This window comes from Taibaiella helva, assembly GCF_003545695.1.
GTDB lineage: Bacteria > Bacteroidota > Bacteroidia > Chitinophagales > Chitinophagaceae > Taibaiella > Taibaiella helva.
Genome location: NZ_QUZZ01000002.1, coordinates 306,954 through 332,672 on the forward strand (window position 1 = coordinate 306,954; position 25,719 = coordinate 332,672).

At 50.3% G+C, this 25,719-nt stretch carries 21 protein-coding genes; 10 read left to right on the forward strand and 11 right to left on the reverse strand.

Annotated features, from left to right (window positions below):
• Nucleotides 1-166: 166 nt before the first annotated feature.
• From DZC79_RS04075 to rpoN, 4 genes are all read left to right on the forward strand, one after another.
• Nucleotides 167-1,411 (forward strand): dihydroorotase, encoded by a 1,245-nt coding sequence (locus DZC79_RS04075; protein ID WP_118950279.1) that lies wholly within the window; start codon nt 167-169, stop codon nt 1,409-1,411.
• Nucleotides 1,412-1,414: 3 nt separating this feature from the next.
• Nucleotides 1,415-1,942, forward strand: a complete 528-nt coding sequence (locus DZC79_RS04080) for a DUF4199 domain-containing protein (RefSeq protein WP_118950280.1) — start codon at nt 1,415-1,417, stop codon at nt 1,940-1,942.
• Nucleotides 1,943-1,981: 39 nt separating this feature from the next.
• On the forward strand, nt 1,982-2,995 hold the full coding sequence (locus tag DZC79_RS04085) for a glycosyltransferase family 2 protein (protein WP_232831751.1): 1,014 nt from the start codon (nt 1,982-1,984) through the stop codon (nt 2,993-2,995).
• Nucleotides 2,996-3,060: 65 nt separating this feature from the next.
• Nucleotides 3,061-4,545 carry an RNA polymerase factor sigma-54 gene (rpoN, locus tag DZC79_RS04090; RefSeq protein WP_118950281.1) on the forward strand — a complete coding sequence of 495 codons (1,485 nt, stop codon included), beginning with the start codon at nt 3,061-3,063 and terminating at the stop codon, nt 4,543-4,545.
• Between the two features lie 72 nt (nt 4,546-4,617).
• Here rpoN and meaB read toward each other — a convergent pair whose 3' ends face one another.
• The 8 genes from meaB to DZC79_RS04130 form a co-directional block, all read right to left on the reverse strand.
• The gene (gene meaB / locus DZC79_RS04095; RefSeq protein WP_157976910.1) at nt 4,618-5,595 is read right to left on the reverse strand and encodes a methylmalonyl Co-A mutase-associated GTPase MeaB; all 978 of its coding nucleotides are present in this window, start codon (nt 5,593-5,595) and stop codon (nt 4,618-4,620) included.
• 48 nt (nt 5,596-5,643) lie between these two features.
• Nucleotides 5,644-6,036, reverse strand: a complete 393-nt coding sequence (locus DZC79_RS04100) for an acyl-CoA thioesterase (RefSeq protein WP_118950283.1) — start codon at nt 6,034-6,036, stop codon at nt 5,644-5,646.
• A gap of 40 nt (nt 6,037-6,076) precedes the next feature.
• Nucleotides 6,077-6,778, reverse strand: coding sequence for a hypothetical protein (locus DZC79_RS04105; protein WP_157976911.1), 702 nt, complete (start codon nt 6,776-6,778; stop codon nt 6,077-6,079).
• Nucleotides 6,779-6,794: 16 nt separating this feature from the next.
• A complete protein-coding gene (gene tnpA, locus DZC79_RS04110; protein WP_118950285.1) occupies nt 6,795-7,256 on the reverse strand; it encodes an IS200/IS605 family transposase in 462 nt (153 codons plus the stop codon).
• Nucleotides 7,257-7,494: 238 nt separating this feature from the next.
• On the reverse strand, nt 7,495-9,642 hold the full coding sequence (gene scpA, locus DZC79_RS04115; RefSeq protein ID WP_118950286.1) for a methylmalonyl-CoA mutase: 2,148 nt from the start codon (nt 9,640-9,642) through the stop codon (nt 7,495-7,497).
• 19 nt (nt 9,643-9,661) lie between these two features.
• On the reverse strand, nt 9,662-10,198 hold the full coding sequence (locus DZC79_RS04120; protein WP_118950287.1) for a GNAT family N-acetyltransferase: 537 nt from the start codon (nt 10,196-10,198) through the stop codon (nt 9,662-9,664).
• Nucleotides 10,199-10,209: 11 nt separating this feature from the next.
• Nucleotides 10,210-11,544, reverse strand: a complete 1,335-nt coding sequence (locus DZC79_RS04125; protein WP_118950288.1) for a methylmalonyl-CoA mutase family protein — start codon at nt 11,542-11,544, stop codon at nt 10,210-10,212.
• Between the two features lie 126 nt (nt 11,545-11,670).
• Nucleotides 11,671-12,090 (reverse strand): hypothetical protein, encoded by a 420-nt coding sequence (locus tag DZC79_RS04130; RefSeq protein ID WP_118950289.1) that lies wholly within the window; start codon nt 12,088-12,090, stop codon nt 11,671-11,673.
• A 369-nt stretch (nt 12,091-12,459) separates the two neighbouring features.
• Here DZC79_RS04130 and DZC79_RS04135 point away from each other — a divergent pair, with 369 nt between their 5' ends.
• Nucleotides 12,460-13,233: a TylF/MycF/NovP-related O-methyltransferase gene (locus DZC79_RS04135; RefSeq protein ID WP_157976912.1), complete on the forward strand. Its 774-nt coding sequence runs from the start codon at nt 12,460-12,462 to the stop codon at nt 13,231-13,233.
• Nucleotides 13,234-13,262: 29 nt separating this feature from the next.
• On the opposite strand, the gene DZC79_RS04140 is transcribed toward DZC79_RS04135, so the two are convergent.
• Nucleotides 13,263-14,411 carry a glycosyltransferase gene (locus tag DZC79_RS04140; RefSeq protein WP_118950291.1) on the reverse strand — a complete coding sequence of 383 codons (1,149 nt, stop codon included), beginning with the start codon at nt 14,409-14,411 and terminating at the stop codon, nt 13,263-13,265.
• A gap of 107 nt (nt 14,412-14,518) precedes the next feature.
• On the opposite strand from DZC79_RS04140, the gene sucC reads away from it, so the two are divergent.
• From sucC to DZC79_RS04165, 5 genes are all read left to right on the forward strand, one after another.
• Nucleotides 14,519-15,739: an ADP-forming succinate--CoA ligase subunit beta gene (sucC, locus tag DZC79_RS04145; protein WP_118950292.1), complete on the forward strand. Its 1,221-nt coding sequence runs from the start codon at nt 14,519-14,521 to the stop codon at nt 15,737-15,739.
• Nucleotides 15,740-15,987: 248 nt separating this feature from the next.
• Nucleotides 15,988-16,416: a DUF3276 family protein gene (locus DZC79_RS04150; RefSeq protein ID WP_118950293.1), complete on the forward strand. Its 429-nt coding sequence runs from the start codon at nt 15,988-15,990 to the stop codon at nt 16,414-16,416.
• A gap of 324 nt (nt 16,417-16,740) precedes the next feature.
• Nucleotides 16,741-18,270, forward strand: a complete 1,530-nt coding sequence (locus DZC79_RS04155; RefSeq protein WP_118950294.1) for a poly(R)-hydroxyalkanoic acid synthase subunit PhaE — start codon at nt 16,741-16,743, stop codon at nt 18,268-18,270.
• Between the two features lie 514 nt (nt 18,271-18,784).
• A complete protein-coding gene (locus tag DZC79_RS04160; RefSeq protein ID WP_118950295.1) occupies nt 18,785-21,586 on the forward strand; it encodes a T9SS type A sorting domain-containing protein in 2,802 nt (933 codons plus the stop codon).
• A gap of 363 nt (nt 21,587-21,949) precedes the next feature.
• Nucleotides 21,950-23,713 carry a GEVED domain-containing protein gene (locus tag DZC79_RS04165; protein WP_118950296.1) on the forward strand — a complete coding sequence of 588 codons (1,764 nt, stop codon included), beginning with the start codon at nt 21,950-21,952 and terminating at the stop codon, nt 23,711-23,713.
• Nucleotides 23,714-23,983: 270 nt separating this feature from the next.
• Here the strand turns inward: DZC79_RS04165 and rplQ are convergent, their stop codons facing one another.
• Nucleotides 23,984-24,547 carry a 50S ribosomal protein L17 gene (gene rplQ / locus DZC79_RS21795; RefSeq protein ID WP_118950297.1) on the reverse strand — a complete coding sequence of 188 codons (564 nt, stop codon included), beginning with the start codon at nt 24,545-24,547 and terminating at the stop codon, nt 23,984-23,986.
• A gap of 128 nt (nt 24,548-24,675) precedes the next feature.
• Entirely contained in the window at nt 24,676-25,671 is a 996-nt protein-coding gene (locus tag DZC79_RS04175; protein WP_118950298.1) for a DNA-directed RNA polymerase subunit alpha, read from the reverse strand.
• Nucleotides 25,672-25,719: the final 48 nt, after the last annotated feature.

The following is a 25,719-nucleotide window of genomic DNA, read 5'->3' on the forward strand; positions in this document are numbered from 1 at the left end:
GAAATTCATGGTGACAGGGGCTACAGGTGCGGTCAAAACAGTACATCTTCCCCAGGGGGCGGTTATTGGTAGCATATTAGACAGAGGCCTCCGGCAAAAGGTTGGCGCGGACCGCAAAAAATAAATAGCCCTTTTTAACGGCTGCTTTTTTATTTTTGCGCTTCGTATGTCTCTATTAATTAGAAATGTTTCTATATCCGACCCGCTTTCTGAGCACAATGGCCGGAAAACCGATATCCTGGTCCGTAACGGATCCATTGTTTCCATAGGAGAAAAGCTGAACGAAAAGGCAGAAAAAGTACTGGAAGCCGGGCACCTCTATGCCGGTCCGGGCTGGGTAGATGTATTGGCCGACTATTGCGATCCCGGCTATGAGCATAAGGAGTCCATTGACAGCGGGCTTAAGGCTGCTGCTGCCGGCGGATTTACAGATGTGCTGGTTGTGCCCAATACCCAGCCTGCTATTACGACCAAGGCTGTATTGGAGTACGTGCAGCGCAAGGCGGCCGGCCACCCGGTAAAGCTGCATGTCATAGGAGCAGTATCCCGCAACCTTGAAGGCCGGGAGCTGGCGGAGATGATGGACATGTATCATTCCGGTGCGGTAGCCTTCAGCGACGGCTGGCAGGCGCTGCAGCATGCGGGGCTGATGCTGAAGGCCCTGGAATATGTAAAAGCATTCAACGGGATCATTATCCAGCTGCCGGTATATGCCTCGCTGGCGCAGGGCGGATTAATGAACGAAGGAGAAATGTCGATGCGGCTGGGCATGAGCGGTATCCCCAATATAGCAGAAAGCCTGCTGGTACAGCGGGATATCGAGCTGCTGCGCTATACGGGATCACGTCTTCATTTTTCAGGCATCAGCACACCGGAATCCCTGGCGCTGATCCGCGCCGCCAAAAAGGAAGGACTGGACGTTACCTGCTCCGTTACGCCTTATCATCTTTATTTCACAGATGAGGCCCTGCAACAATATGATAGCGTTTATAAAGTAGAGCCTCCATTGCGGACCGAAGCCGAGCGGCTGCTGCTGGTGGCAGCGCTGTCTGATGGTACCATCGATTGCATCGCCACACACCACCGTCCCCAGGACTGGGATGCCAAGACCAAAGAATTTGAATATGCGCAGCCGGGAATGACCGGGCAGGAAACCTGCTTCGCCATGCTTCGTGCGGCAGCGCCGGAGCTGCCCATGACCCGCTGGGTGGAGCTGCTTTCCACCAATCCCAGGAAGATATTCGGGTTGCCGCAGGCTACCATAGCCGAAGGAGCGCCTGCAGCCATCACGCTCTTTGATCCGGAGGCGAGCTGGGTGTACGAAGGTGGGGAAAAGCAATCGCTGGGGGTTAATCATCCCTGGATCGGAAAAACGATAAAAGGCAGAAGTTATACTATAGAAAGACTGTAAAGCATGGAACCCTCTAAATCGAAAACAGGCCTTATTTTCGGTGTTATTGCCGGCGTTGTTTATATGTTGATCATCGCGGTGAGGTATCGTTTCTTTGGTCATACGCCAACGGAGTTTACGATAAGTTCTGTAGTGGGTTACCTTATTATCTTATCCCTGTTTGTGGCGGCTGGTGTATACAGGCGAAAACAATTGGGTGGTTGGGCGGAGCTCAGGGATATTTTTGGTACCTTGTTCATTGCCATACTGATCACCGAGCTTTGCTTTACTGCGTTCAACTATATTTATCTGTGGTACATCGATTCCGGTTTCCTGGATCGCTTTGCGCAAAGCACGCTGGACCAGATGCGCAGCGCCAAAATACCCGAAGACAAACTGAAAGAATTTGAACTGACCATGGCCGCGCAAAAAGATACCAATGCAGGTACCATCTTGTTCGGCTTCGCCAGAGCGGTAGTGTTCGATAGTCTTGCCGGTCTTATTATTGCCTTTGCGCTGAAAAGGAAAAACGGAGGAGTACCTGCCGCCTGATTGTAAAACGTCCTTCAGGACAAAAAAGGAGAAATTGCATTGAACCAAGAACGCATACCGATAACCGATACCCTGGTAGCTCCTGTAACGGAGCGCCCCAAACCTGATATGCTTTGCCTGTCGATCATTGTTCCCTTGCTCAATGAAGAGGAATCGCTGCCGGAACTGACGGAGTGGATATCCCGTGTGACCACGGAGCATGGATTGAGCTACGAGATCATATTCGTCGACGACGGCAGCACAGACGGCAGCTGGACAGTGATCCGGCAGCTGGCGGGGGCGAATCCCCATGTAAAAGGAATCAAATTTCAGCGTAACTATGGCAAGAGTGCTGCTCTGAATGAAGGGTTCAAAGCGGCAACGGGCGCAGTGGTCATTACAATGGACGCCGATCTGCAGGACAGTCCTGATGAAATACCGGAATTGTACCGGATGGTTATCGAAGATGGCTACGATCTTGTAAGCGGATGGAAAAAGAAGCGCTACGATAACGCCTTCACCAAGAACCTGCCCTCCAAATTCTATAATGCCGTAACCCGCCGTATGAGCGGCATTAAGCTGCATGATATGAACTGCGGATTAAAGGCCTACAGGAAAAACGTTGTGAAGAGTATCGAAGTGTACAGCGAAATGCATCGTTACATTCCGGTTTTGGCCAAATGGGCGGGGTACCGGAAGATCGGAGAAAAAGTGGTGGAGCACCGCGCCCGTAAGTTTGGGGTGTCCAAGTTTGGGATGATAAGGTTCATCAATGGCCCGCTTGACCTGGCCAGCATTATGTTTGTAGGCCGCTATGGTAAAAAGCCAATGCAGTTCTTCGGTCTTATCGGCCTGTTTGTCTTTTTCGTCGGCTTTCTGTCGGCGGGATACATGATCGTTGCCAGGCTGGTATACGACGACTACTGGCTTACCAGCAGGCCGCCATTCTTTATTGCGCTGATCTGCATCTTGCTGGGATCCATCTTTTTCCTGACTGGGTTCCTGGCTGAGCTCATCGTCCGGAACGCACCCGAACGCAACCATTACCTGATTGAAGAAAAACTGAAGGTGTAGCATAGAACAGGCCGGGGCATACGCCTTCTGCTTTCTATGATTACCTTCGTACGGAATTTAACCACATGCTCAGACAGACCCAGCAACAGAAACTAGCCCAGAAACTTTCCCCGCAACAGATCCAATTAATGAAGCTGTTACAGGTGCCTACGGCCAGTCTTGAAGAGCGGATCAAAGATGAGCTGGAGAGCAACCCTGCGCTGGATGTGGGTTCCGACAATGAGCATGATCCTTATGGATTAAATGAGCAGGAGAAAGGCGCAGATAACCAGAGTGAGGATGAGCGGGACCAGAACGGCGACGATGACTTTGAGAGCATCGATGTGAGCGATTACCTGCGCGATGAAAATGATATGCAGGGCGATTATCACCTGAATGAAGGGCATGACGACGACGATGAGCCTAAGTCTATCCCGGTAAAGGTCGAAACGACATTTACCGATTACCTCAATAACCAGCTGGGTATGCTGGAGCTCGATGAGCGGCGACAGGAGATTGCCGAGCAGATCATCGGCAGCATCGACGATGACGGTTACCTGCGGCGGGATGCTATGTCCATAGCCGACGACCTGGCTTTCAACCGGAACATTGCTACTGATGAAGAAGAGGTGGGCGGACTGATCAAATTGATACAGGATTTCGATCCGCCAGGTATTGCAGCCCAGGATCTGCGGGAATGCCTGCTGCTGCAGCTGCACCGCCTGAAAGACCAGAATGCCGCCGTAAAAACGGCGACCATTGTCCTCACCGACTATTTTGATGAGTTTACCCGTAAGCATTACGAAAAGATCAAGCAGCGGCTCAAGATCAACGAAGAGCAATTCAGGGAGGCGATAGGTGTTATCCTGAAGCTTACGCCTAAACCGGGCGGCGCTTTCTCTTCTTCCGATAAAGTCGGCGGCTATATCATTCCCGATTTCTTTGTCTTTAACAATAACGGTACGCTGGAGCTAACGCTGAATGCCCGGAATGCACCCGAGCTACGCATTTCGGAGGGATATCGCGAAATGCTGAAGACCTACGACGCCGGGCAGAAGAAGAACAAAAGCCAGCGGGAAGCCCTGGTCTTTATCAAGCAGAAGATCGACGCCGCGAAATGGTTTATTGATGCGATCAAACAAAGACAGCATACGCTGCTTGTTACCATGAACGCGATCATGGAATACCAGAAAGAATTTTTCCTCTCCGGCGATGAAGGCTCGTTACGTCCCATGATCCTTAAGGACATCGCGGACCAGATCAATATGGATATCTCCACAGTATCCCGCGTCGCCAACAGCAAATATGTGCAGACCGAATACGGAACTTTCTTGCTTAAGTTCTTTTTCTCGGAAGCGATCGTAAATGAAAGCGGCGAAGAAGTATCGACGCGTGAGGTAAAACGGATCCTTACCGAGCTGATCGAAGAAGAGGACAAGCGCAAGCCTATATCCGACGAGCGTCTTATGGAGCTGCTGGCGGAGAAGGGCTATAATGTCGCCCGCCGCACGGTGGCCAAATACCGCGAGCAGCTGGAGATACCGGTAGCCCGGCTTCGCAAGCAGGCATAAAAGTATTACCAGGCCTGCTCTTAGCCGAAGTACTGCAATAGCCTTCCTTGCGTTTCCTGTGCCGGTAACCTGCTATACATGCTGCATAATGCGGCTAACCGCTGTATAAGGACTGATATTGCCCTGCAATATTTCCTGCTCCAGGCGCAACACTTCATCTTTCAGTCCATGCCTTGAATACAGCATTTGCTGGAGCTGTTCGTTCAGCAGCCGTTGAAAGGCAAACCGGTTTTGCTCGCTGCGTTGCTGCTGCAGAAATCCATTGGCCGTTTGGTGTGTGATATACTTCTCGATCATCGCCAGCACTTCGGCAATGCCCGTCTGATCATAGGCCGAGCAGATCTTTACCTCGGGTATCCAGCCCGATGGCTGGGGCGGGAGAAAATGCAGGGCCCTTGCATACTCGTTGCGTGCCGCTTTGGCCTTTTCCTTGTTCTCACCGTCGGCCTTGGTGATCACCAGCCCGTCGGCCATTTCCATAATGCCTCTCTTGATGCCCTGCAGCTCATCGCCGGCGCCGGCCAGCATCAGCAGTAAAAAGAAATCTGTAATGTGGCTGACCTCGGTCTCGCTCTGACCTACACCCACCGTTTCGATAATGATGGTATCAAATCCGGCAGCTTCGCAAAGCAGGGTGACTTCCCGCGTTTTGTAGGTAACCCCACCCAGGCTGCCACTGGCCGCCGAAGGGCGGATAAAAGCATTGGGATGCACGGAGAGCTGTTCCATTCGCGTCTTATCACCCAGTATGCTGCCTTTGCTGATGCTGCTGGAAGGGTCGATCGCCAGTACTGCTATCTTTTTCCCTTGCCCGATCAGGTGCATGCCGAAAGCCTCGATGAAAGTGCTTTTCCCGACACCGGGCACACCGGTAATGCCGATCCGTACCGAGTTGCCGGTATAGGGCAGCAGCGTGTCGATCAGCCGGGCCGCCCGCTGCTGATGATCCGGCCGGCGCGACTCGATAAGCGTAATCGCCCGGCTGAGCAGGGCGATATTACCCTGAAGCAGGCCTTCTTTATATTGTTCTATACTGAGTGTTGCAGACAAATGATATGGGTTGAAGCGATGCAAATATAAAAACCAGCAGGATATCCATTATTCTTCTCTGAGGCGTTCGTCGGTATAAGTAATCTCGGTCTTGCCGTGCGGTGTCGGCACACCATCTTCATCTACGCTTACAAATACCATTTTTTCAATAGTAAGGATCATCTTTTGTGTGATCTTGTTCCGTACCTGGCAGGTTAGCGTCAGCGAAGTCCGGCCGAATTGAATGGCCTTGATACCGAGCTCGACAATATCGCCTTGCTTTGCCGAACTGATAAAGTTGATCTCCGACATGAACTTCGTCACGCAACGGTTGGTGCCCAACTGTACGATCGTATAGATCGCAGCCTCCTCGTCCAGCCAGCGCAGCAGGCTGCCGCCAAACAAGGTATTGTTGGCGTTAAGGTCTTCGGGCTTGATCAGCTTACGGGTGTAAAAATTCATAGCTATCTGTTTTTAGCTTGATTTGGAACTTATTACTAATTCAATTCTGTTTTCCGTATATCGTGTCTTTCCGAAATACTCTTGGTTCTTCTGAAACATACTTTATATCGTCGTTCACAGGTATTAACTGATCGGGTTTGATGAGCAATACTTCATGACCTGTTCCAGCAATGTCCTTATTTAAATAGCGATAGAGCAAAGGAGGTATCTGAAGATAATAGGTAACTTCGATTCCGGATGTAAAATCCGTTAGCAGGTCTGCCTCCAGGCCCATAAGTTTCAGGCTTTGGACGCTTACCCTTTGTACTTCTAGATTGGTCGCCACCAGTACTTGGTTTAAGCTGTCATACTGAAAGCCATATCGTCTGTCATTACTCCTAAAATAATGGGCGCGAAAGGGTTTGCTTATATTTTCGCCATTCTGGTCGATAAATCGCAATATTATTTGATTGCTTCCCTTTCTGCGCAATGAATCCATTTTTACAATTCTTAATGAAGGATCGTTTAGTCCATGTTCTAAAAAAAGAGAATCCGCTTTTATCTTGTAACGTCCATAATGCGTGTGGCCGGGGCCCTCACACCCTTCATTGCTACTGAATAAACTGTCGTTGATAAAATGTAGTATCGTAGAACATAAGCCTCCCATCCTATATGTATAAAAGTCGCCGGAAAGAGAGTTTTGTGCTGAAACGTTACTACAGCCAGCCACCCAGAGCAATAAAATAAGCAAAAGATATTTCAATGTCTTAGCCGTTTAATTAGATAGGGTCGTGGAAAATATACTGCTCTTCATAAGCGATGCCGAACTGCTCCAGCAGGGCTTTGTATTCATCTTTGAAGGTAGTCTTCCGGTGGTGTTCTTTCTGCTGATGTATGTACTGAACTACGTTATCAATATGAGACCTGGAGTAGCTGAAGGCGCCATAGCCCTCCTGCCAGCTAAAGCGCTTTCCTGTAAATTGATTGGCATTGATCCATTCGGAAGAGTCGCCTTTGGTAACACGCATCAGGTCAGATATGGATTGAGAAGGATGCAAGCCCACAAACAGGTGAAGATGATCGGGCATATTGTTTATGGCAAGCATCTTGTGTTTGTGATTTTGTACGATGCCCGTTATATACGAGCGCAGCCGTTCCTCCCAGGTGGCGTCAATCAAGGCCTGCCTGTATTTCACAGCGAAAACAAACTGGATGTACAATTGCGTATAGGTATTGGACATAAGCGTTGATCGTTAGCGAGATGTTTTACAAACGTTTTGCTCTTACGGAGCAAGACTATGGCTGCTTGTTTGTGCTACAAACGTTTTGCTCCTACGGAGCAAAAGACTATGGCTGCTTGTTCGTTTCAAAAGCAGCCTAAATCTGTCAATGTGCTGTGGACCGGCCGGCCCCCGTAGGGGCCGCACGTTTGTAGCCCATCAGTCATTATTTTATCTTTGCCCCGTAGGGGCAAAACCTTTATCCCTTTACCGTCCCGATCAATTTCTTCAGCACCTCTATCGCACTTTTGGCGATAATGGTGCCTGGGCCGAAAACAAAAGATACACCGGCCTTAAACAGAAAATCATAGTCCTGCTGCGGGATAACACCGCCGGCAACCACCATGATGTCGTCGCGGCCATATTTTTTCAGTTCTTTAATTACCTGTGGCACCAGGGTCTTATGCCCTGCTGCCAGGCTCGATACGCCCAGGATATGTACATCGTTCTCTACAGCCTGTTTGGCGGCCTCAGCCGGGGTCTGGAACAGTGGGCCGATATCCACGTCGAAGCCGAGATCGGCGAAGCTGGTGGCGATCACCTTGGCGCCGCGGTCGTGGCCGTCCTGTCCCATTTTGGCGATTATGATCCTGGGGCGGCGGCCTTCCAGCTCGGCAAATTCATCGGCCAGCCGGCGGGCTTCTGTAAAATGTTTGTCCATAGCAATCTCTTTGGAATATACACCGGCAATGGACCGGATACGGGCCTGGTAACGGCCGAATATTTTTTCCAGCGCAAAGGATATTTCTCCCAGCGTGGCCCTCAGCCTGGCGGCTTCTATAGCCAGCGCCAGCAGGTTGCCTTCGCCGCTGGTCGCCGCTGCTGTCAGGGCTTCCAGGGCTTTTTGCACCGCATTATTATCCCGCTCCGCTTTCAGCCGGCCAAGGCGTGCCAATTGTTGTTCCCTTACTTTGGCATTGTCCACATCGAGGATCTCGATATTGCTGGGTTCGTCTGTAAGGTAATTGTTGACGCCGACGATCACATCCTTACCGCTGTCGATACGGGCCTGCTTGCGGGCGGCCGCTTCTTCAATACGCATTTTAGGCACGCCCGTCTCGATGGCTTTGGCCATACCGCCCAGCCGCTCTACTTCTTCGATCAGGGCCCATGCCTTTTCGGTGATCTCTTTCGTCAGGCTTTCCACATAATAAGAGCCGCCCCAGGGATCGACTGTGCGGCAGATGTCCGTTTCCTGCTGCAGGATGATCTGGGTATTACGGGCAATACGGGCGCTGAAATCGGTAGGCAGTGCAATCGCTTCATCGAGGGCATTGGTATGCAGGCTCTGTGTGTGGCCCATGGCTGCGGCCAGGGCTTCAATTGCGGTACGGGTCACATTGTTGAAGGGGTCCTGCTCGGTAAGGCTCCAGCCGCTGGTCTGGCAATGGGTGCGCAGCGCCATGCTCTTTTCTTTCTGCGGGTTGAACTGCTTCACCAGTTTGGCCCAGAGCATGCGCGCCGCCCGCATTTTGGCGATCTCTATAAAATGATTCATACCGATCGCCCAGAAGAACGAAAGCCGGGGCGCAAAATCATCGATGTTCAGGCCTGCTTTGATCCCTGTGCGGATATACTCAAGACCGTCGGCCAGGGTGTAGGCCAGCTCGATATCGGCGGTAGCGCCGGCTTCCTGCATATGGTAGCCGCTGATCGATATCGAGTTGAACTTGGGCATGTGCTTCGAGGTAAACTCAAAGATGTCGGCGATGATCTTCATCGAGGCTTCCGGCGGATAGACATAGGTGTTCCGCACCATGAACTCTTTCAGGATATCGTTCTGTATGGTGCCGCTGAGCTTATCCATGCTTACGCCCTGTTCTTCGGCAGCCACGATATAAAAAGCCAGTATCGGCAGCACCGCCCCGTTCATCGTCATCGACACGCTCATTTCATCAAGAGGTATCTGGTCGAAGAGTATCTTCATGTCCAGGATGGAGTCTATCGCTACACCGGCCTTGCCTACATCGCCGACCACACGTTCATGATCGCTGTCGTAGCCGCGGTGTGTAGCCAGGTCGAAGGCCACGGAAAGGCCTTTCTGCCCGGCGGCGAGGTTGCGCCGGTAAAAGGCATTGCTCTCCTCGGCCGTGCTGAAGCCTGCATACTGGCGTATCGTCCAGGGATTCTTAACGTACATACTGCTATAGGGGCCACGCAGGAAGGGGGCTATTCCCGCGGCAAACCCCAGGTGCTCATTGCCTTCTATATCAGCGGCAGCATAACGGGGCTTTACCGCGATATTTTCGGCGGTATGCCAGACATCTGATGCCGCTTGCTGCCCAGGAGCTTTATGCTTATCGGGATTGGCCTTCTCGTAGGCGATCCCTGAAAAATCTTTACGCATGTATGTTTCTTCAAAAAAATTAGAGTGTAAATTCTTCACGCAGCAGACCGAACACAAGAGAGTCCTCGATCACGCCGTCTTTCCGGTAATGTTGCCGCAAACGCCCTTCCGGCTTGAATCCCAGGCCGGTCACCAGCTTTTGTGAAGGCGTATTGAGCGGGCTGATAAAAGCTTCGATACGGTTCAGCGCCATAGCATCAAATCCATAACGGATCACCGGCAATAAAGCTTCCTTCATATAGCCTTTATTCTTGTCTTCTTCCCTGCGCAGACCATAGCCGATCTCGGCCCTGGAATGCAGCAGGTACCAGGTATGAAAGAAGCAATCGCCAATAACACGCCCGCTGTTTTTTTCGACCAGGTAAAAGCCAACGAAGCTGGTGCGAAAGGTGGTGAGGCCGCCCTCGTATTTGGCTTTGTTCTCGAGATATTGCGCCCCGGTCTCAAAACCAAAGTAGGCCATCGCTTCCTCCTGTGTACGGTTTTCATATTGCTCGCGGTAATCATCCGGCGTCGCTTTTCTCAGCAGCAATCTTGTGGTCTCTATCGTTTCCATGTCTTTCCGGTTTAAAGGATATGTTGCGACAGTGTCAGGGGCTGCAGGCCGCGGCCCTTCGCCGGTGGAGCGGATACCGCTTGCGGTGCATCTTTCGGGTTGGGAAATTTATTGACACCGATCAGCACATTCCGGCCTTCCCGGTATGCCTGCACCAGCTCATCTGCCTGTTGCGCTATAGCTGCCTGGATGATTCCTTTCTCAAAAGCTTCGATCAGCCCGCCCTGCGATTCGATTTCCCTGAACAGCTCCCAGGCTTTGGCTGCAAGCGCATCGGTAAGCGTTTCGAGGTAATAGGAGCCGGCGGCGACATCGGCAACTTTATCCAGATAGCTTTCTTCTTTAAAAAGGAGCTGCTGGTTACGGCTCATTCTGCGGCTGAAGGCATCGGGCGCCTGCCGCGCTTCATCGAAGGGATGAATGTAGAGGCTGTTGCAGCCACCCAGTACGGCAGCCATACCGGCAATGCTGTCACGGAGCAGGTTGCTGTGGCTGTCGAACGGCGACCGGTAAACATCGCTTGTTTCTATGTGCAGTTGGACTTGCGGATGAATGCCATACTGCCTGAACAACAGCGCCAGCAGGCTGCGGAAAGCCCTCAGCTTGGCGATCTGCTCAAAGAAGGCAGTGTCTGTAGCCAGGCTTACCTGTACTTTATCCAGCACATTCAGTTGCTGTTGCTGGTCGAGCCGGTGCAGGTATTCCTGTACATGCGCCAGGGCGCAGGCCAGCTCGTAAGTGGTATTGGCGCCGGCATTCTGGTAGATGGTGGCATCGACGGACAGCGCCTGTTTGCCGGCGGTGCTTTGCCGTAAGTGGTCGAAAGCCAGCATATCCTGTTCCCTGCCTGCAGACCAGACGCCGGTGCGTAGATAGCTTTGCAGCGGATCGAATGCGATAAAGCATTCGGGTGTCGTATCGCTCCAGCCCTGTTGTCCGATATAGGCTTGCAGGTCACTTGCGAAAGACAAAGCCTCCGGCCCGAGCCAAAAGCAGGTATAGATATAGGGTAAACCGATCTCCTGCAGCAGGGTGGCGGCATCAGTTGTTTTATCCAGGAGGAAGCAGAGACCCGATGCGCCGTTGTTGAGCTCATCAAGCGCCTGCTTGTTTGCAGTTGCAGCATCGGTAACTTTTACCTGCGCGCAAATGCTCCATCCGGGCTGTATATCCAGCGGAGCCGGCATCGTAGCCAGGTCCTCTCGGGTGTAAAAGGGATGAATGGTCAGCCCGTTGCGATCGGTACGGGACAGCTGCTCAAAGGTAATTCCTTTCAAATCCTTTTCCAGGCGGGCCTTCCAGTCTGCTGCCGTTGCAGGATGAAAATCCTTGAATAATGTTTCCATTGAATACTTGTGTCGTTGACGGCCAGCCGGCCGGAATTGTGCGCACAAATATACGATCTCCCGGCCGATTGATGCTTAGCGGCCGGGGGACCTGTCCGATATGATGTCAAGAGATACTGCCGGTAATCAGAAATTGTTGTAGGCATTCTCGGCTTTGCGCGAAGATTCGATCTTATCGACGATGTACTGCCCTTTTTCCTTGTTATCGTTGTTGTAGTTGTCGCCCCGCCAGGGTAAAGATTTGCGGTAACGTTTGTAATGTACTTCGACCTGCATGCCGGAAAGCTTCTCCAGCGAGTCGGCCAGTCTTTGGTCCGATACAGAGAAATGGAACTCGTTGGTGTTGAGTCCGCCGGTACGCGCCGGGCGCAGGCCCGGCTGCAGGATCACGCCTTCATGTGTTTTGAAGACGCTGCCTTTAATAGAAAAGCTATACAGGATGCCTTCCTTCCGGCCTTCCTCGTAAACGTTATAATAGTTCCAGTAGACATAGCCTGCTATGATCAGCAGCAGGAACAGTACAGCAAACAGGATGATTTTGCGCATAGCTTATCGGGGTTTAGCTTTACGGGGTAAAGATAGTACTTCATTCCCTTCATTGTTGTCCGGCCGTGCCCCGGACTTTTCTCTCCTGCATAAAGCTAAGCTTAAAAAATAAACCCGAACCTGGATATTCGTTTGTTTCTGTTTTTTCCGTTGATGGCAGCGGTCCGGCTACTCATATTACAGGGTAGCAATAGTATCATCAGGACGGTATTGAAATATTTAAATCTGTACAGAGCCGGCTTTTGTTTAAGGGTTTTGAACAAACGGGTTTGTCTTACCCGGAAACCGGACAAAAACTGGAATAAGAACAGACAGCAGCGGCCATGCCGTTGTACCGGCAGGCTATTGACTATAAAAGACAGGAATGTTATGAATAAGTATATCGGATCTTATCGATGGAAGCAGATACGGAGCACTATAGGCTTTGCCGGGATCAGGCTGCTCAATACACCTTTCCGTGGTTGGGCAAGGCTGAGGGGAAGCGCCTACCAGGTAGTGATACCCGCCAACACGTACGCCCCATGGCTGAAAGATGCTGCGTTCTCGTATATTTTCAGGAAGGTGAAGCCCGATTCGCTGATCAACCTATACCAGGCATGGGAGCTCTGGACACTGGCGGGTGATCTTGAAAAAGTTCCCGGCGATATCCTGGAGGTAGGCGTATGGCGGGGCAGTACAAGCATTATTATGGGCACCCGGCTTAAGATCGCCGGCTCTTTAAAGAAAATCTATGCCTGCGACACCTTTGAGGGAGTAGTGAAAGCTTCGGGGCCCAATGATAATTTTTACAAAGGAGGAGAACATAAAGATACCTCTCTTGAGCTGGTTGACCGCCTGATCGGTGAAGCCGGCCTGGACAATATTCACCTGCTCCGTGGCATTTTCCCCGATGATACAGGAGATGAGATCGCCGGGAAACGATTTGCCCTTTGTCATATCGATGTAGATGCCTATGAATCGGCCCGGTCGGTGCTGGAGTGGGTATGGCCCCGGCTGCATATCGGCGGGGTGGTTGTTTTCAGCGATTACGGTTTTCCCATTACACAAGGGATCACACAACTTGTCAATGAATGCTACAGCGAGCAGGATCGCATTATTCTGCATAACCTGAACGGAAACGGTATCCTGATCAGGATCAAATAAAGCGGCCTTGTTTGTCCCGGCTTTGCAAGTTACTTTACTTTTCTTCCCTTCCATTGATAGCTCCCAAACTTGCCCAGGAAGCCGGCGAGGATAATGTAGAGGATGTGTAGCGGCTGTAACAGCGGGAACCACAGCAGCTCCTTCTTCTTATGGTAAAAGGCGGCTACAGGAACCAGGAAGAGCAGCTCCACCAGCGTTTTCGCGACGAGCAGCGCCAGCAGCCACAGCCAGCAATCCCTGTTGTAGAAGCCGGCGACCGCCAGCGCAATAAAGCTGCAATTGAAGAAGTACACCAGGGCCAGGATCAGCGTCAGCTTTTTATCATCATACTTATCCGCCTTCGAAGACCAGCGGATGCGTTGATTGAGGAAGCTGCGCCAGCCGGGCTGCGCGGGTGTGGTAACAATAGCTGTGGCCTCTTTAAGATAGCCTATGCCCTGCGGATAATGCTGCTGTATTTTGTACATCAGCATCATATCATCTCCCGAGGCGATGTGGTCGATCCCCTTGTACCCGTCAACTGCGGTATAGGCGGCTTTGCGGAAAGCAAGATTGGCGCCGTTGCACATATTGCCCAGCTTCAATGCGGCTGATGCGGCCGTAATACCTTGCATGGTCATGAAGTCGAGCGACTGGAAATAATATAGTATGTCGCGCCGGCCGGGTGGGGTAAAGGAAACCGGCGCCGCCAGGAACTGCAGGCTGTCCTGCTGCATCGCATCGCTCATCCTTGCCAGCCAGCCGGGAGAAGTTGTGCAATCGGCGTCGGTCGTTACGATCCATTCGCCCTGTGCCGCGCCTATGGCCAGCTCCAGCGCTTTCTTTTTATAGGAATTGAGCCGTTCGGTCCTGGAAAGGTATTGCTCCAGGCGCAGCACCCGTCCGCGTCCGTTGCCCAACAGTGAGGCAGCAATGGCTGCAGTATCATCGGTCGAAAAATCGTCGATCACCAATATTTCCAGCTTACCTGCAGGGTAGGGCTGCTCCAGTATGGAGCGCAGGCAGAAACCGATACTATCCGCTTCATTGCGGGCCGGAATAATAATGGAAATGCGGGGTGGGGCGCCACTTCCGGCGCCGGGCGACATCTTCCCTGCACGCTGCCAGCCGCGGGCGTAGACCAGCATCAGCAAAGTGTAGGCCAGGAAAAGTATTGCGGAAATAATGATTAATGTCATCGAATCGCTGAGGGCTGGTTCTTGTCAGTCGGGCAGGGCCTTACCGGTGGCGAAAAAACTCAACTTTTTTTGAATTAAACACTATCTTCGCCAAAATTTTTTGAAAAATGAATCTTCACGAATATCAGGCAAAAGAACTTTTAAAGCAATATAATGTTCCCACGCAGGAAGGTATCGCTGTACACAACGTAGACGAAGCGGTGAATGCTTACAAGCAGATCGCTGTGGATACCGGCAGTAAATTTGCCGTAGTTAAGGCGCAGATCCATGCCGGCGGCCGCGGTAAAGGCACTATGAAAGAAGTGCCTTTACAGCACGGTGTACAGGTTGTGAAAAGTGCTGATGATGTGGAAACCGTTGCCAAGAATATCCTGGGCAATACCCTGGTCACCATCCAGACCGGCGAAGCGGGTAAGAAAGTGAACAAGATCCTGATCGCACAGGACATGTATTACGACGGACCCAGCGAACGTAAAGAATTTTATCTCTCCATCCTGCTCGATCGCGCTAAAAAGCAAAACGTGATCATGTACAGCACCGAAGGTGGTATGGATATTGAAGAAGTAGCGCACAGCACTCCTGAAAAAATATACAAAGAGTGGGTTAAGCCCGGCTACAGCCTGCAGGGCTTCCAGGCGCGCAACATAGCGTTTAACCTGGGCCTCAGCGGCGAAGCGCACAAGAACATGGTAAAGTTTGTAACGAACCTGTACAATGCTTATATCGGTCTCGATTGCGCTATGCTCGAGATCAATCCCCTGTTCAAATCTTCTGATGACAAGATCATCGCAGTAGACTGTAAGATGGGCCTGGATGAAAACGCGCTGATCCGTCACAAGAACCTGGTAGACCTGCGCGACAAATCGGAAGAAGATCCTACCGAAGTGGAAGCCGGAGAGCATAACCTCAACTATGTAAAGCTGGACGGTAACGTGGGCTGCATGGTGAATGGCGCAGGCCTTGCGATGGCAACCATGGACATGATCAAGCTGGCCGGCGGCGAGCCTGCCAACTTCCTGGATGTAGGCGGTACGGCCAATGCGCAGACAGTAGAAGCCGGTTTTCGTATCATTATGAAGGACCCTAATGTGAAAGCCATCCTGATCAATATCTTCGGAGGTATCGTACGTTGCGACCGTGTAGCAGCGGGTGTTATAGAGGCTTATAAAAATATGGGTACCATCAATATTCCCATCATTGTGCGCCTGCAGGGTACCAATGCCGAAGAGGCTAAAAAGCTGATCGAGGAAAGCGGGTTGCAGGTGCAATCGGCAATCCTGTTGAGCGAAGCAGCCGACCTGGTACAGAAGGCGGTAAGCGGAAACTAAGAAAATATTGATTTATTATATGGAAAAACAGCGCTATTTGCGCTGTTTTTTTTATTGAAAAATACCCCCTTCGGGGGGAGAAAAATACCTCAATGTTATAGAAAAACCAGGTTTTTACCTGTGTGATTACCAAATGTTTGCCTCTTTGGAAATCTGACTAAACTTTTACAACAAATTAATTTGATTGCAAACCGAACTTCATTATTTTTGCCACTCTAAAATTTACTCACTCATTAAAAATTCGACCTGTGGCGTACGACAACAACAAATCATTTGATGACAAACGGAATACTGAGAGCATTTTCAGTAAACGGATCAAGGCCGGCAAAAGAAGAACTTATTTCTTCGATGTGCGCGAAACCCGTGGCAGCGACTATTTCATCACCATTACCGAGAGTAAGAAGCGTTTTAATGATGATGGGTACGATCGTCACAAAATGTTTATTTACAAGGAAGATTTTAATAAATTCCTGGCGGCATTGACGGAGACGGTGGATTATGTGAAGACCGAGCTGATGCCTGATTTCGATTTCGATGCGTTCAACCACGACGATAGTGAAGAAGGCCGCGAATACAGCAGCGAAGCGGTAGCGGTAACTGTTGAGGCAGAAGCCCCGGTGGCCGATGCAGCACCTGTTGATACCGACGATTCCGGGATGGATGCCTGGAAGATCTGATGAACTTTACACAACATTAAAAAGCGTTCTTCTCAGGGGAACGCTTTTTTGTTTCCGGTACCTTTTAATGGTCAGTCATTTGTAAAAAAAATACGGATCGTAAAAATTTTTTATTTTTTATTTTGAATTATCCCTACCTTTGCGCCCTGAAAAACGGATCTCTTTATTGGAAAGGCCGGTAGGTAGGCGTAGACACAGGTGTTTTTTTTCTTTAATGATTTAGTGATATAATGGTAACAGGCCATTAAGGAATACAAATCTAATTTTGCCTGTATTAAGGCGAACAATCAACTCAGGTTTCTCAAAAACTTAAATACATTTAACATGGCTACAAATGGCAAAAATTTTGTGGAATCCGTACTGGAAGCACAAAAGAATCTGGTAGACAATATGGTTGAAAACACCAAGAAAGTTACCAATGGCAATAACTTTATCAATGAAGCCATCGATAAAGGAACAGAGTCTTACAAGAAATGGATCGAGCAGCAGAAAAATGCCTTCAGCGGTGTAACGGAAAAAGCGGAAGAGGTAAAAGAAACAGCAAAAGAAAATATCAATAAGGCAAACGAGTTTAACCAGAACTGGCTGAACAACCAGATAAACTGGGCTAAGCAGGCCTGGGAAATGAACCAGAACTTCATTAAAAACAACTTGCCCAACGCCGATACGTTTAAAGCCAATACCAATCCTGCCGACTGGTTCAATACCATGACCAACGGCTGGAACAACATGACCAACAACTGGAGCAATATGTTCAGCTGGATGAAGCAGGCCAACCAGGCCAGCCAGTTCCAGAACCAATGGAACAATATGCTGCAGCAGTTTGCACCGGCCAATGCTGCAGAAACCTTCAAAAAGGCGACTGAGAGCTTCTCCAGCCTGTTCAACCAATACAACGAGCTGCTGAGCAATTCTTTTGCCGATATGCAGAAGAACATGCACAACGCTACCACACAGGATGTGTACAGCAATATGGTGAATGTTGCCGGAAGCTTCGGTAAATTTGCCGAGCTGTGGGCGCCTTTCTGGAAGTCCCTGCAGGAAAACAGCTTCAACGCCGATCAGTTCAAGAAAGCATTCAATGCCGAGGCTTATAAAGAAATGCTGGACAAGTTTTTCGGCTTCATGCCCGACAATGGCCGCGAGTATATGCAGCAAGCTACCGAATGGTGGAACAACGGCATGAAGAGCTTTGCCGAAATGAGCAAAGGCGGCTATAGCAACGGTCGCGAGTTCATGAACGGCATGAATCCTTTCGGCCAGGTAAACGTATTTGAGCAAATGCTGAGCGGTTACCAGGCACTGCAGCAGAACTTCCAGCATGCAGTTTCGCCTATCGCCAAAATGGTTACCCCCAGCCAGTTCACCAAGAACGCAGCAGAGTGGGCCGAGATCGCCGACCGCCTGGCTATCTTCAATATCAAGAATGCAGAAATGCAGTATATGGTATACCAGCAGGGCAGCAAAGTGATGGACAAGCTGGTAGAGAACATTACCAACAAGGTAGAGAACGGTACTGAGATCAACAGCATGACTGCCCTGTACCAGGAATGGCTGAACATCAGCGATAAGGTTTATGTAGAGCTTTTCGAAAGCGACGACTACAGCAAGCTGATGGCTGAAGTAAGCGCCCTGCAACTGAAGCTGCGCAAGGAAATGGACCTGCAGGCCGAGAAAATGCTGGGTGGTTTTCCCGTGGCTACCCGCAGCGAAATGGATGAGCTGTACAAGGTGATCTATGATCTGAAAAAAGAAGTGCGCCAGCTGGAAAAGATGCTGGACATCGATTCGGAAGAGAACGCTGCTGAAGAAGTTAAGCCCACTCCCCGGAAAGCTGCTGCTAAAAAAGCATAAACAAACAATCGTTTCGTTGTAGTGGCGTAGCATTGTTATATCGCTCTATGACGATGATATAAAACCCAAATCCCGGTCCGAAAGGCCGGGATTTGTCGTATTGCTATATCGTTACTACGAAAAATATTATAAAACCAATCCCGGCTCCTTGTGGCCGGGATTTTTTATGGCTGTTCTTATAAGCGATTATCGATAGCTGATTTTATTGCTATGCATGCTATGCGCCATATATGTATCCTCCTGGGTTTTGGATGCAAACAGGGCCATTATTTGGAAATTTATAAACAGTAAAAAAAGAGTAACTTGTTAAATGTTTAAATGCTGTCCTTTAAATAGGATCGGTGTTTTTTTATGATTTTTTTTTAGTTAAAGAGAAATCAACCCCCGAATTCATTTGTTAAGTTTAAAAATAGAAAAATGCATAAAAAAGGAATATAAATGCACGATAATGGCTTTTTTTCGATTGAGGGGACCGCCGAAAACCTATTCAGAGTAGGCAATATAAAACCAAAGTATGATGAAGAGTTTTACAAAGTATGGCTGTCTGCTGACGCTGGGCCTGCTGGGAGCGGGCTTCGGCACCTTTGCACAGGCGCCGGCCAATGATGATTGTTCTGGAGCCGTAAGTCTTACTGTAGGTACTACCTGCACGCCGGTAAACGGGACCACGACAAATGCCACAGGATCGACCGGCATACCGGATCCCGGTTGCGGCGCCGGCAGCAGCGGCTGGGACGATGATGTGTGGTATAGCTTTACGCCGGCTGCCGGTCAGACTACAGTCAATATTGCCTTCACTTCTATCAGCGGAGAGGATGATATGGTGGCCCAGCTGTACACGTCCAGCACAGGCGATTGCAACGGCAATTTTGCTTTGGCGGATTGCAGCGACGATGACAACGGTTCGATGCCCGGATTCAGCTTAATCACCGTAACACCGGGTACCACTTATTACATCAGGGTATTCACTTACGCTACCGGCGCCAGCGGAGATTTTTCCGTTTGTGTTTCCGTACCGCCGCCGCCGCCGGCCAATGACGATTGCGCCGGAGCTGTAGCACTCACGGCTTCCGCCACCATAACCTGCGGCGGTGTGGTGAGTGGTACTACGGAAAGCGCAACCCATTCCAATGAAACGGCTTCAAGCGCAAACGATGGCGGCACCAACGATGATGTATGGTATACATTTGTGGCCTCGGGAAGCACACAGAAGATCACGCTGAGCAATCTTAACGGTCCGGCCACCGACATGTCCATGGCCGTGTACAGCGGCAGCTGCGGCACGCTCACGGAAATTCAGTACAGCGATCCCGAAACAATGGTCGTAAGCGGCCTCACTGCGGGAACGACTTATTACCTGCGGGTGTGGACTTATAGCGATGCTGCCGGCGACTATGCCAGCTTCGATGTTTGCGTCACCAATGCGATCCCGCCCGCCAACGACAATTGCACGAATGCCGTGGCCATTACCCCTTCCACATTGGTCTGTACACCGGTAAGCGGCACCACAGAAAATGCCACCCATTCCAACGAGGTCGCTTCAAGTGCAAATGATAATGGTACCGACGATGATGTATGGTATTCATTCGTAGCTTCAGCCAGCAGCCAGATTATTGACCTCACCAATATCAACGGCAGTACTGATATGTCGATGGCCGTGTACAGCGGCAGCTGTGGCGCGCTTACGGAGATACAGTACAGCGATCCGGAAACGATGACCGTTGCCGGCCTCACAGCCGGAACGACCTACTACCTCAGGGTATGGACCTATAGCAGCACCGCGGGTAACTATGCCAGCTTTGACGTTTGTATCCTGGCCCCGCCGCCACCTGTGACCAACGATCTGCCGGCCGATGCCATTACCGTTCCTGTGGATCAACCCTGTTCCACCCCTTATTATAACAATGGCGCTACTGTTGCGACAGGAGAGCCCGGAGCCCTCTGCACCGGCGCTGCTGAAAATTATGCTACGGTGTGGTTTAAGTTCACTGCGCCCGCTTCAGGAGCGGTAAGGATTACTACCGACTTTGCAGGCTACCTGCTCGAGGACACCCGGATTGCCTTGTTCAGCGTAGGAAATGTAGCAGACTACAGCACTTTCCAATCGCTGGCCTGCGATGAGGATAATGGCGTGCTGGGCGATGGCTACAATTCTGTTCTTTATGCCACCGGCCTTACTGCAGGCGCCGACTACTACATTGTGGTTGACCAGTATGATAATTCCACTGCAGCAGGTACCTTCTGCCTGGAGGTCAGCACGCTTACCGATGCTATGCTGCCTGCTGCCGGCGCCTGTACAGAAGGGCAGAGTAATTTTGCCAGCGATGAATACAAAGGCTGGGTTTCCCTGGTTGATGAGGATGGTAAGCTGATTGCGAATGTAAAACCTAATGCAGCGACTACGAGCCTGGTAAATTATAGTATAACCCCTTCGTTCAGCATTCACCAGGGTTCGTTACGGCAGGATGCGAACGGCCTCGCTTACCTCAACCGCAACAGCTTTTATGAAGCTTCCCTGGAAGATGTCAATGGCAATCAGCTGCCTGGCGCCAATATGGATCTGCAGCTCTTCTTTACAAGCGCCGAGCTTATGTCGCTGGGAACACCGCTTTCCGGCCTGAATGTAACGCATAGCCCTGGGGTGGCCTGTTCCGAAAATGCAACCGGTGATGGCAGCCAGACGGCGCTGATCGCTTCCGGGAACGGCAGTTCAGGAAATGCTTCCTGGATCAATATTACGACACCGGGTTTCTCCAATTTTTACCTGATGAACGGCACAACACCGCTACCCATTGACCTGAAATCCATTACTGCCGCCAATGCCGGCAGCAGCAACCGTGTCGACTGGAGCACGGCAAAAGAAGATGCCGGCGAATACTTTGAGCTGGAACGCAGCGCCGACAGTAAGACGTTCCGCTTCTTAGCTAAGGTGAACGGTAAAGGCGCTGCAGCCGAATATACTTATTGGGATCAAGCGCCGTTGGCGGGAACCAGCTATTACCGCCTGAAGATGGTGAATAATGACGGCAAGGTTGTGTATTCGAAGGTGGTGTCTGCTACGGTAACCGATAAGGCGGGCTTCAGCTTCAGGGTATCGCCCAACCCGGTGCAGCATACGGTGAACGTAAGCCTGAAGGGCGACCGTGCCGCTAATGCTACACTCGTTTTAACCGACGTAACCGGTAAGACGCTCCGTACGTACACGGTAAGCGGTGAAGAGATCAGCATGGACATGAGCAGCCTGTCGCAGGGGCTGTACCTGCTGCGCTATACCGACGACAACCGTAAGGAAACGCTGAAGATCAGCAAACAATAAGGACAACAATTCATAAGCGATTGCAGCAGGGGCTATCCCGTAAGGAATAGCCCCTTTTCCTGTATAAACGCCATAAATTATTTGCCCCGGTCGGGGGCAAATCGCAGTATCGCGTTGCTTAAGGCTATTGCACGCTATTATACCATACTTTGTTTTTTACTTAAAGCCAATAGTATATGTATTGAATATGGATTTTTAAGATTTTTTTAAGTTAATTGTTTTAACTTGTCGTTTTGTATTTATTAAGTTTAGAACAATAAAATATTACAAGTGGTACTTGCTATTTGAAGTGCCATTTGCAAGGGGTGAAGCCGAAAACCCTTTTTCAGAGTAGGCATTAAACATATCCTAAATCCTTTTACCATGATGAGAAAACTGACGCGAAAGATGGGCTTACTATGCAGCCTGGGATTGCTGTTCACCGGTATGCATACCTACGGACAGTATTGTATTCCTTCCAGTTTGAATGGCTGTGACGAAGGCGATGACGTTAACACTTTTATCCTTAACGGAGAGGGAGGAACAAGTTTGAATACAGCCAATACAGGTTGTTCCCTGGGCGCATACGACGATCTTACAACGCTTACGCCGGTCGACCTGATGCCTGGACTTAATTACACAGCTACTGTTTCATCTGAATATTATGATCCTATTTTCGTGGATGGTGATTTTTGTGCTATATGGATCGATCTTGATAATAACGGCACTTTTGAATCATCAGAACAGGTAGGGGGAACGAATACCTATATCCTGGACAGTGGAAGTCCTGTTACGATCTCCATACCAGGAGCAGCGACTTCGGGTAATCGCAGAATGAGAGTAGTAGTGGCCTATGGCGTTCTTATTGAGGATATGGATCCTTGCAATGCCGGAGCCAATACCTGGGATTATGGTGAAGTACATGACTATATGGTTAATATTCTACCGCCTCCGGCTTGTCCGTTCCCGACAGGCCTTACAGCTGTCGCCTCCGGTAATGGTGCAACGGTAAGCTGGAGTGGCGCTGGTAGTTTTGTCCTTGAATATGGCCCGGAAGGATATACACCCGGTACCGGAGCTGCAGCCGGAACAAACGGAACGCTGATTTCCCCGGCAGTATCTCCCCAGGCGATCCCCGGCCTTTCTAACGGTACCTATGACATATACATCCGGCAGGACTGCGGTGCTTCCGGGTTCAGCATTAACATGAAAGCAGTCTTTGCCACCAACGATGAATGCGGCAGGGCCATTGCGCTTTCCGGCGGCTCAGCACTGGCGACATCAACCAATGGCGCCAACGAAAGCATGACTCCCTGTGGCAGCACCAGTACAGCCCTGGATACCTGGTATAAGGTGACAGCAGGCAGTGCGGGCGATATTACACTTACTGCCACGCCAGACGGCGGGGCTGATGTCGTTATGGAAGTTTTCTCAGGAGATTGCAGTGCTCCGGTTTCCCTCGCCTGCGTTGATAATTCTTTTGGCACAGAAACATACACCATTACCAGTGCCACAGCAAATACCACTTATTATATGAGGGTCTATGATTTTAATGGCGGACAGGTCAGCTTTAATCTCCAGGCTTCGGGCGCTCCTTTACCCGTTGTATTGGATCAGTTGTCTGGCCGTTTGCTTGCCGGCAACCTGGCGCAGCTGAGCTGGACCACCTTTATGGAAAAGAACAATAAAGGCTTTGATGTACAGCGTTCGGAAGACGGCCGTACCTTCAGCAGCATCGGCTGGGTCAGTACACAAACCGAGGGTGGCAACAGCAGCCAGGCTTTACGCTACCAATTCACGGATAAGAAAGCCATCAGCGATGCCGCTTATTATCGCCTGCAGCAGGTAGACCGGGATGGTAAGGCAACCCTGTCGAACATTGTCCGGCTGGGTAGCCAAACAGAAAGCAGCTTCAACATTATCGCTTCCCCCAATCCCGTAGCCGGCGACCTTGCCGTGCGCATCAAAGGCGACCGCAGTGCCGATGCTATGCTCTATATTACCGACATCTCAGGAAAAGTAGTGATGCAGGCGCCGGTTACCGCTGCCGCTACGATAGTGAACATGGCCGGCCTTGCCAAAGGCGTTTACCTGCTGAAGTATACCGACAGCAGCCAAAGCAAAACCCTTAAAGTAACCCGTCAATAGTCTAGTCTCCCTGGTTTAGAAGAAGAATGCCGTTCTTAATGGACGGCATTCTTTTTGTATTCAAAGACACGGTACGGTACATCGGGCAAACATGCTGCGTTGCCGGAAGTGCGCTTCGCCATTGGTGGACTTCATCAACAACATGCAGTGTCGAAAAAGACTTTACAACGTTGCATCTTTGCGGGGAAAATCTTAGTGTTGCCGCCTTCATACAAAGAGACGATGCTTTTGGGGCATCGTCTCTTCTCATCCGGGTAATGTGGAAAGAAATTATTCTTCGGTTTTACCTTCTTCCTGTTGCGGCGCTTCGAGGGTTTCCTTGGCAGGTGCTTCGATCGTATCCTCAGCAACCGGCTTTACCGCTTCAGCTACTTCAGCAGCAGGAGCGGCTTCCGCTTTAGAAGTTGTTTTTGAGCCACCGCGGCTACGGCGGGTTTTCTTGGCAGCACCTGCTTTCGCTTCTTTCACATATACTGTGTTGAAGTCGACCAGCTCGATCATTGCCATTTCGGAAGCATCGCCCATACGGGGAGCCAGCTTGATGATGCGGGTGTAACCGCCGGGACGGCTGGCTACCTTATCGCTCACTGCGCTGAACAGTTCCTTGATCGCTTCTTTATCCTGCAGCTTGGCAAATACCAGACGACGGTTGTTCACGTTGTCGGTCTTTGATTTGGTGATCATAGGCTCAACATAGGTACGCAGCGCCTTGGCTTTTGCCAGGGTAGTGGTAATACGTTTGTGCTGGATCAGCTGGCAGGCCAGATTGGACATTAAAGCTCTCCTGTGTGCCGTTGTACGGCCGAGGTTGTTGATTTTGTCTCCGTGACGCATGACATTTGTTGTTTTAATACCGCTGTACCGTGTCAAGGGCTACTGCGGCTGGCTCCGGATGAAGCCTGTTAGTAATGAAAATAAAAAAACCTTCCTGCCTCATAGGACAGGAAGGGTGTGAAAACAGATTAATCTTCGCTCATTTTTACCCGGCTGATATCCATACCGAAGTGCAGACCGCGCTCTTGCAGCACCTGATCGATCTCGGTAAGGGATTTCTGGCCGAAGTTGCGGAACTTCATCAGCTCATCCTGGGTGTACTGAACCAGCTCGCTCAGGGAATTGATCTTAGCCGCTTTGAGACAGTTGAAAGCACGTACAGAAAGCTCGAGATCTTCCAGCGGGGTATTCAGCACTTTACGCAGCTGAAGCATACCTTCGTCCACAGTCTCTTCTTTCTCTTCACGTTTCACATCCAGGGAGATGTTCTCATCGGTGATGATCATCAGGTGCTGGATCAGGATACGGGAAGCTTCTTTTACAGCTTCTTCGGGGTGAATGGTACCGTCGGTCACCACTTCCATGATCAGCTTTTCGTAGTCGGTACGCTGCTCCACACGGGTGTTCTCGATGGTATACCTTACATTCTTGATAGGCGTGTAGATGGAGTCAATCGCGATGAAGTTAACCGGCGCATCTTTGGGCTGATTTTCTTCTGAAGGAACATATCCGCGGCCTTTTCCAATGTGTAATTCAATTTCCAGGGTAGCAGCAGAATCCAGGTTGCAGATCACCAGCTCCGGATTCATTACTTCAAAGTTGGGAGTAGCATCGCCTATCATTCCGGCAGTGAATTGCTCCTTTCCTTTGATCACAAGTTCCACTCTGTCATGGTTGAGGTCACCATCTCCATTCTTCTTCAAACGAACCTGCTTTAAGTTCAGGATAATCTCGGTCACATCTTCAATAACGCCTTTGATGGTAGCAAATTCGTGGTCTGCGCCTGTGATCTTGATACCGGTGATCGCATAGCCCTCGAGAGAGCTCAGCAATACCCTGCGCAGCGCGTTACCGATGGTAACGCCGTAGCCCGGCTCCAAGGGACGAAACTCGAATTGTGCTTCAAAGTCCGTTGCTTTCTGCAACACAATTTTATCCGGTTTTTGAAAATTCAATATTGCCATTTGGAAATTTTGAAGTTAAATTAGAATTTTTTGTAAATGTATCAACAA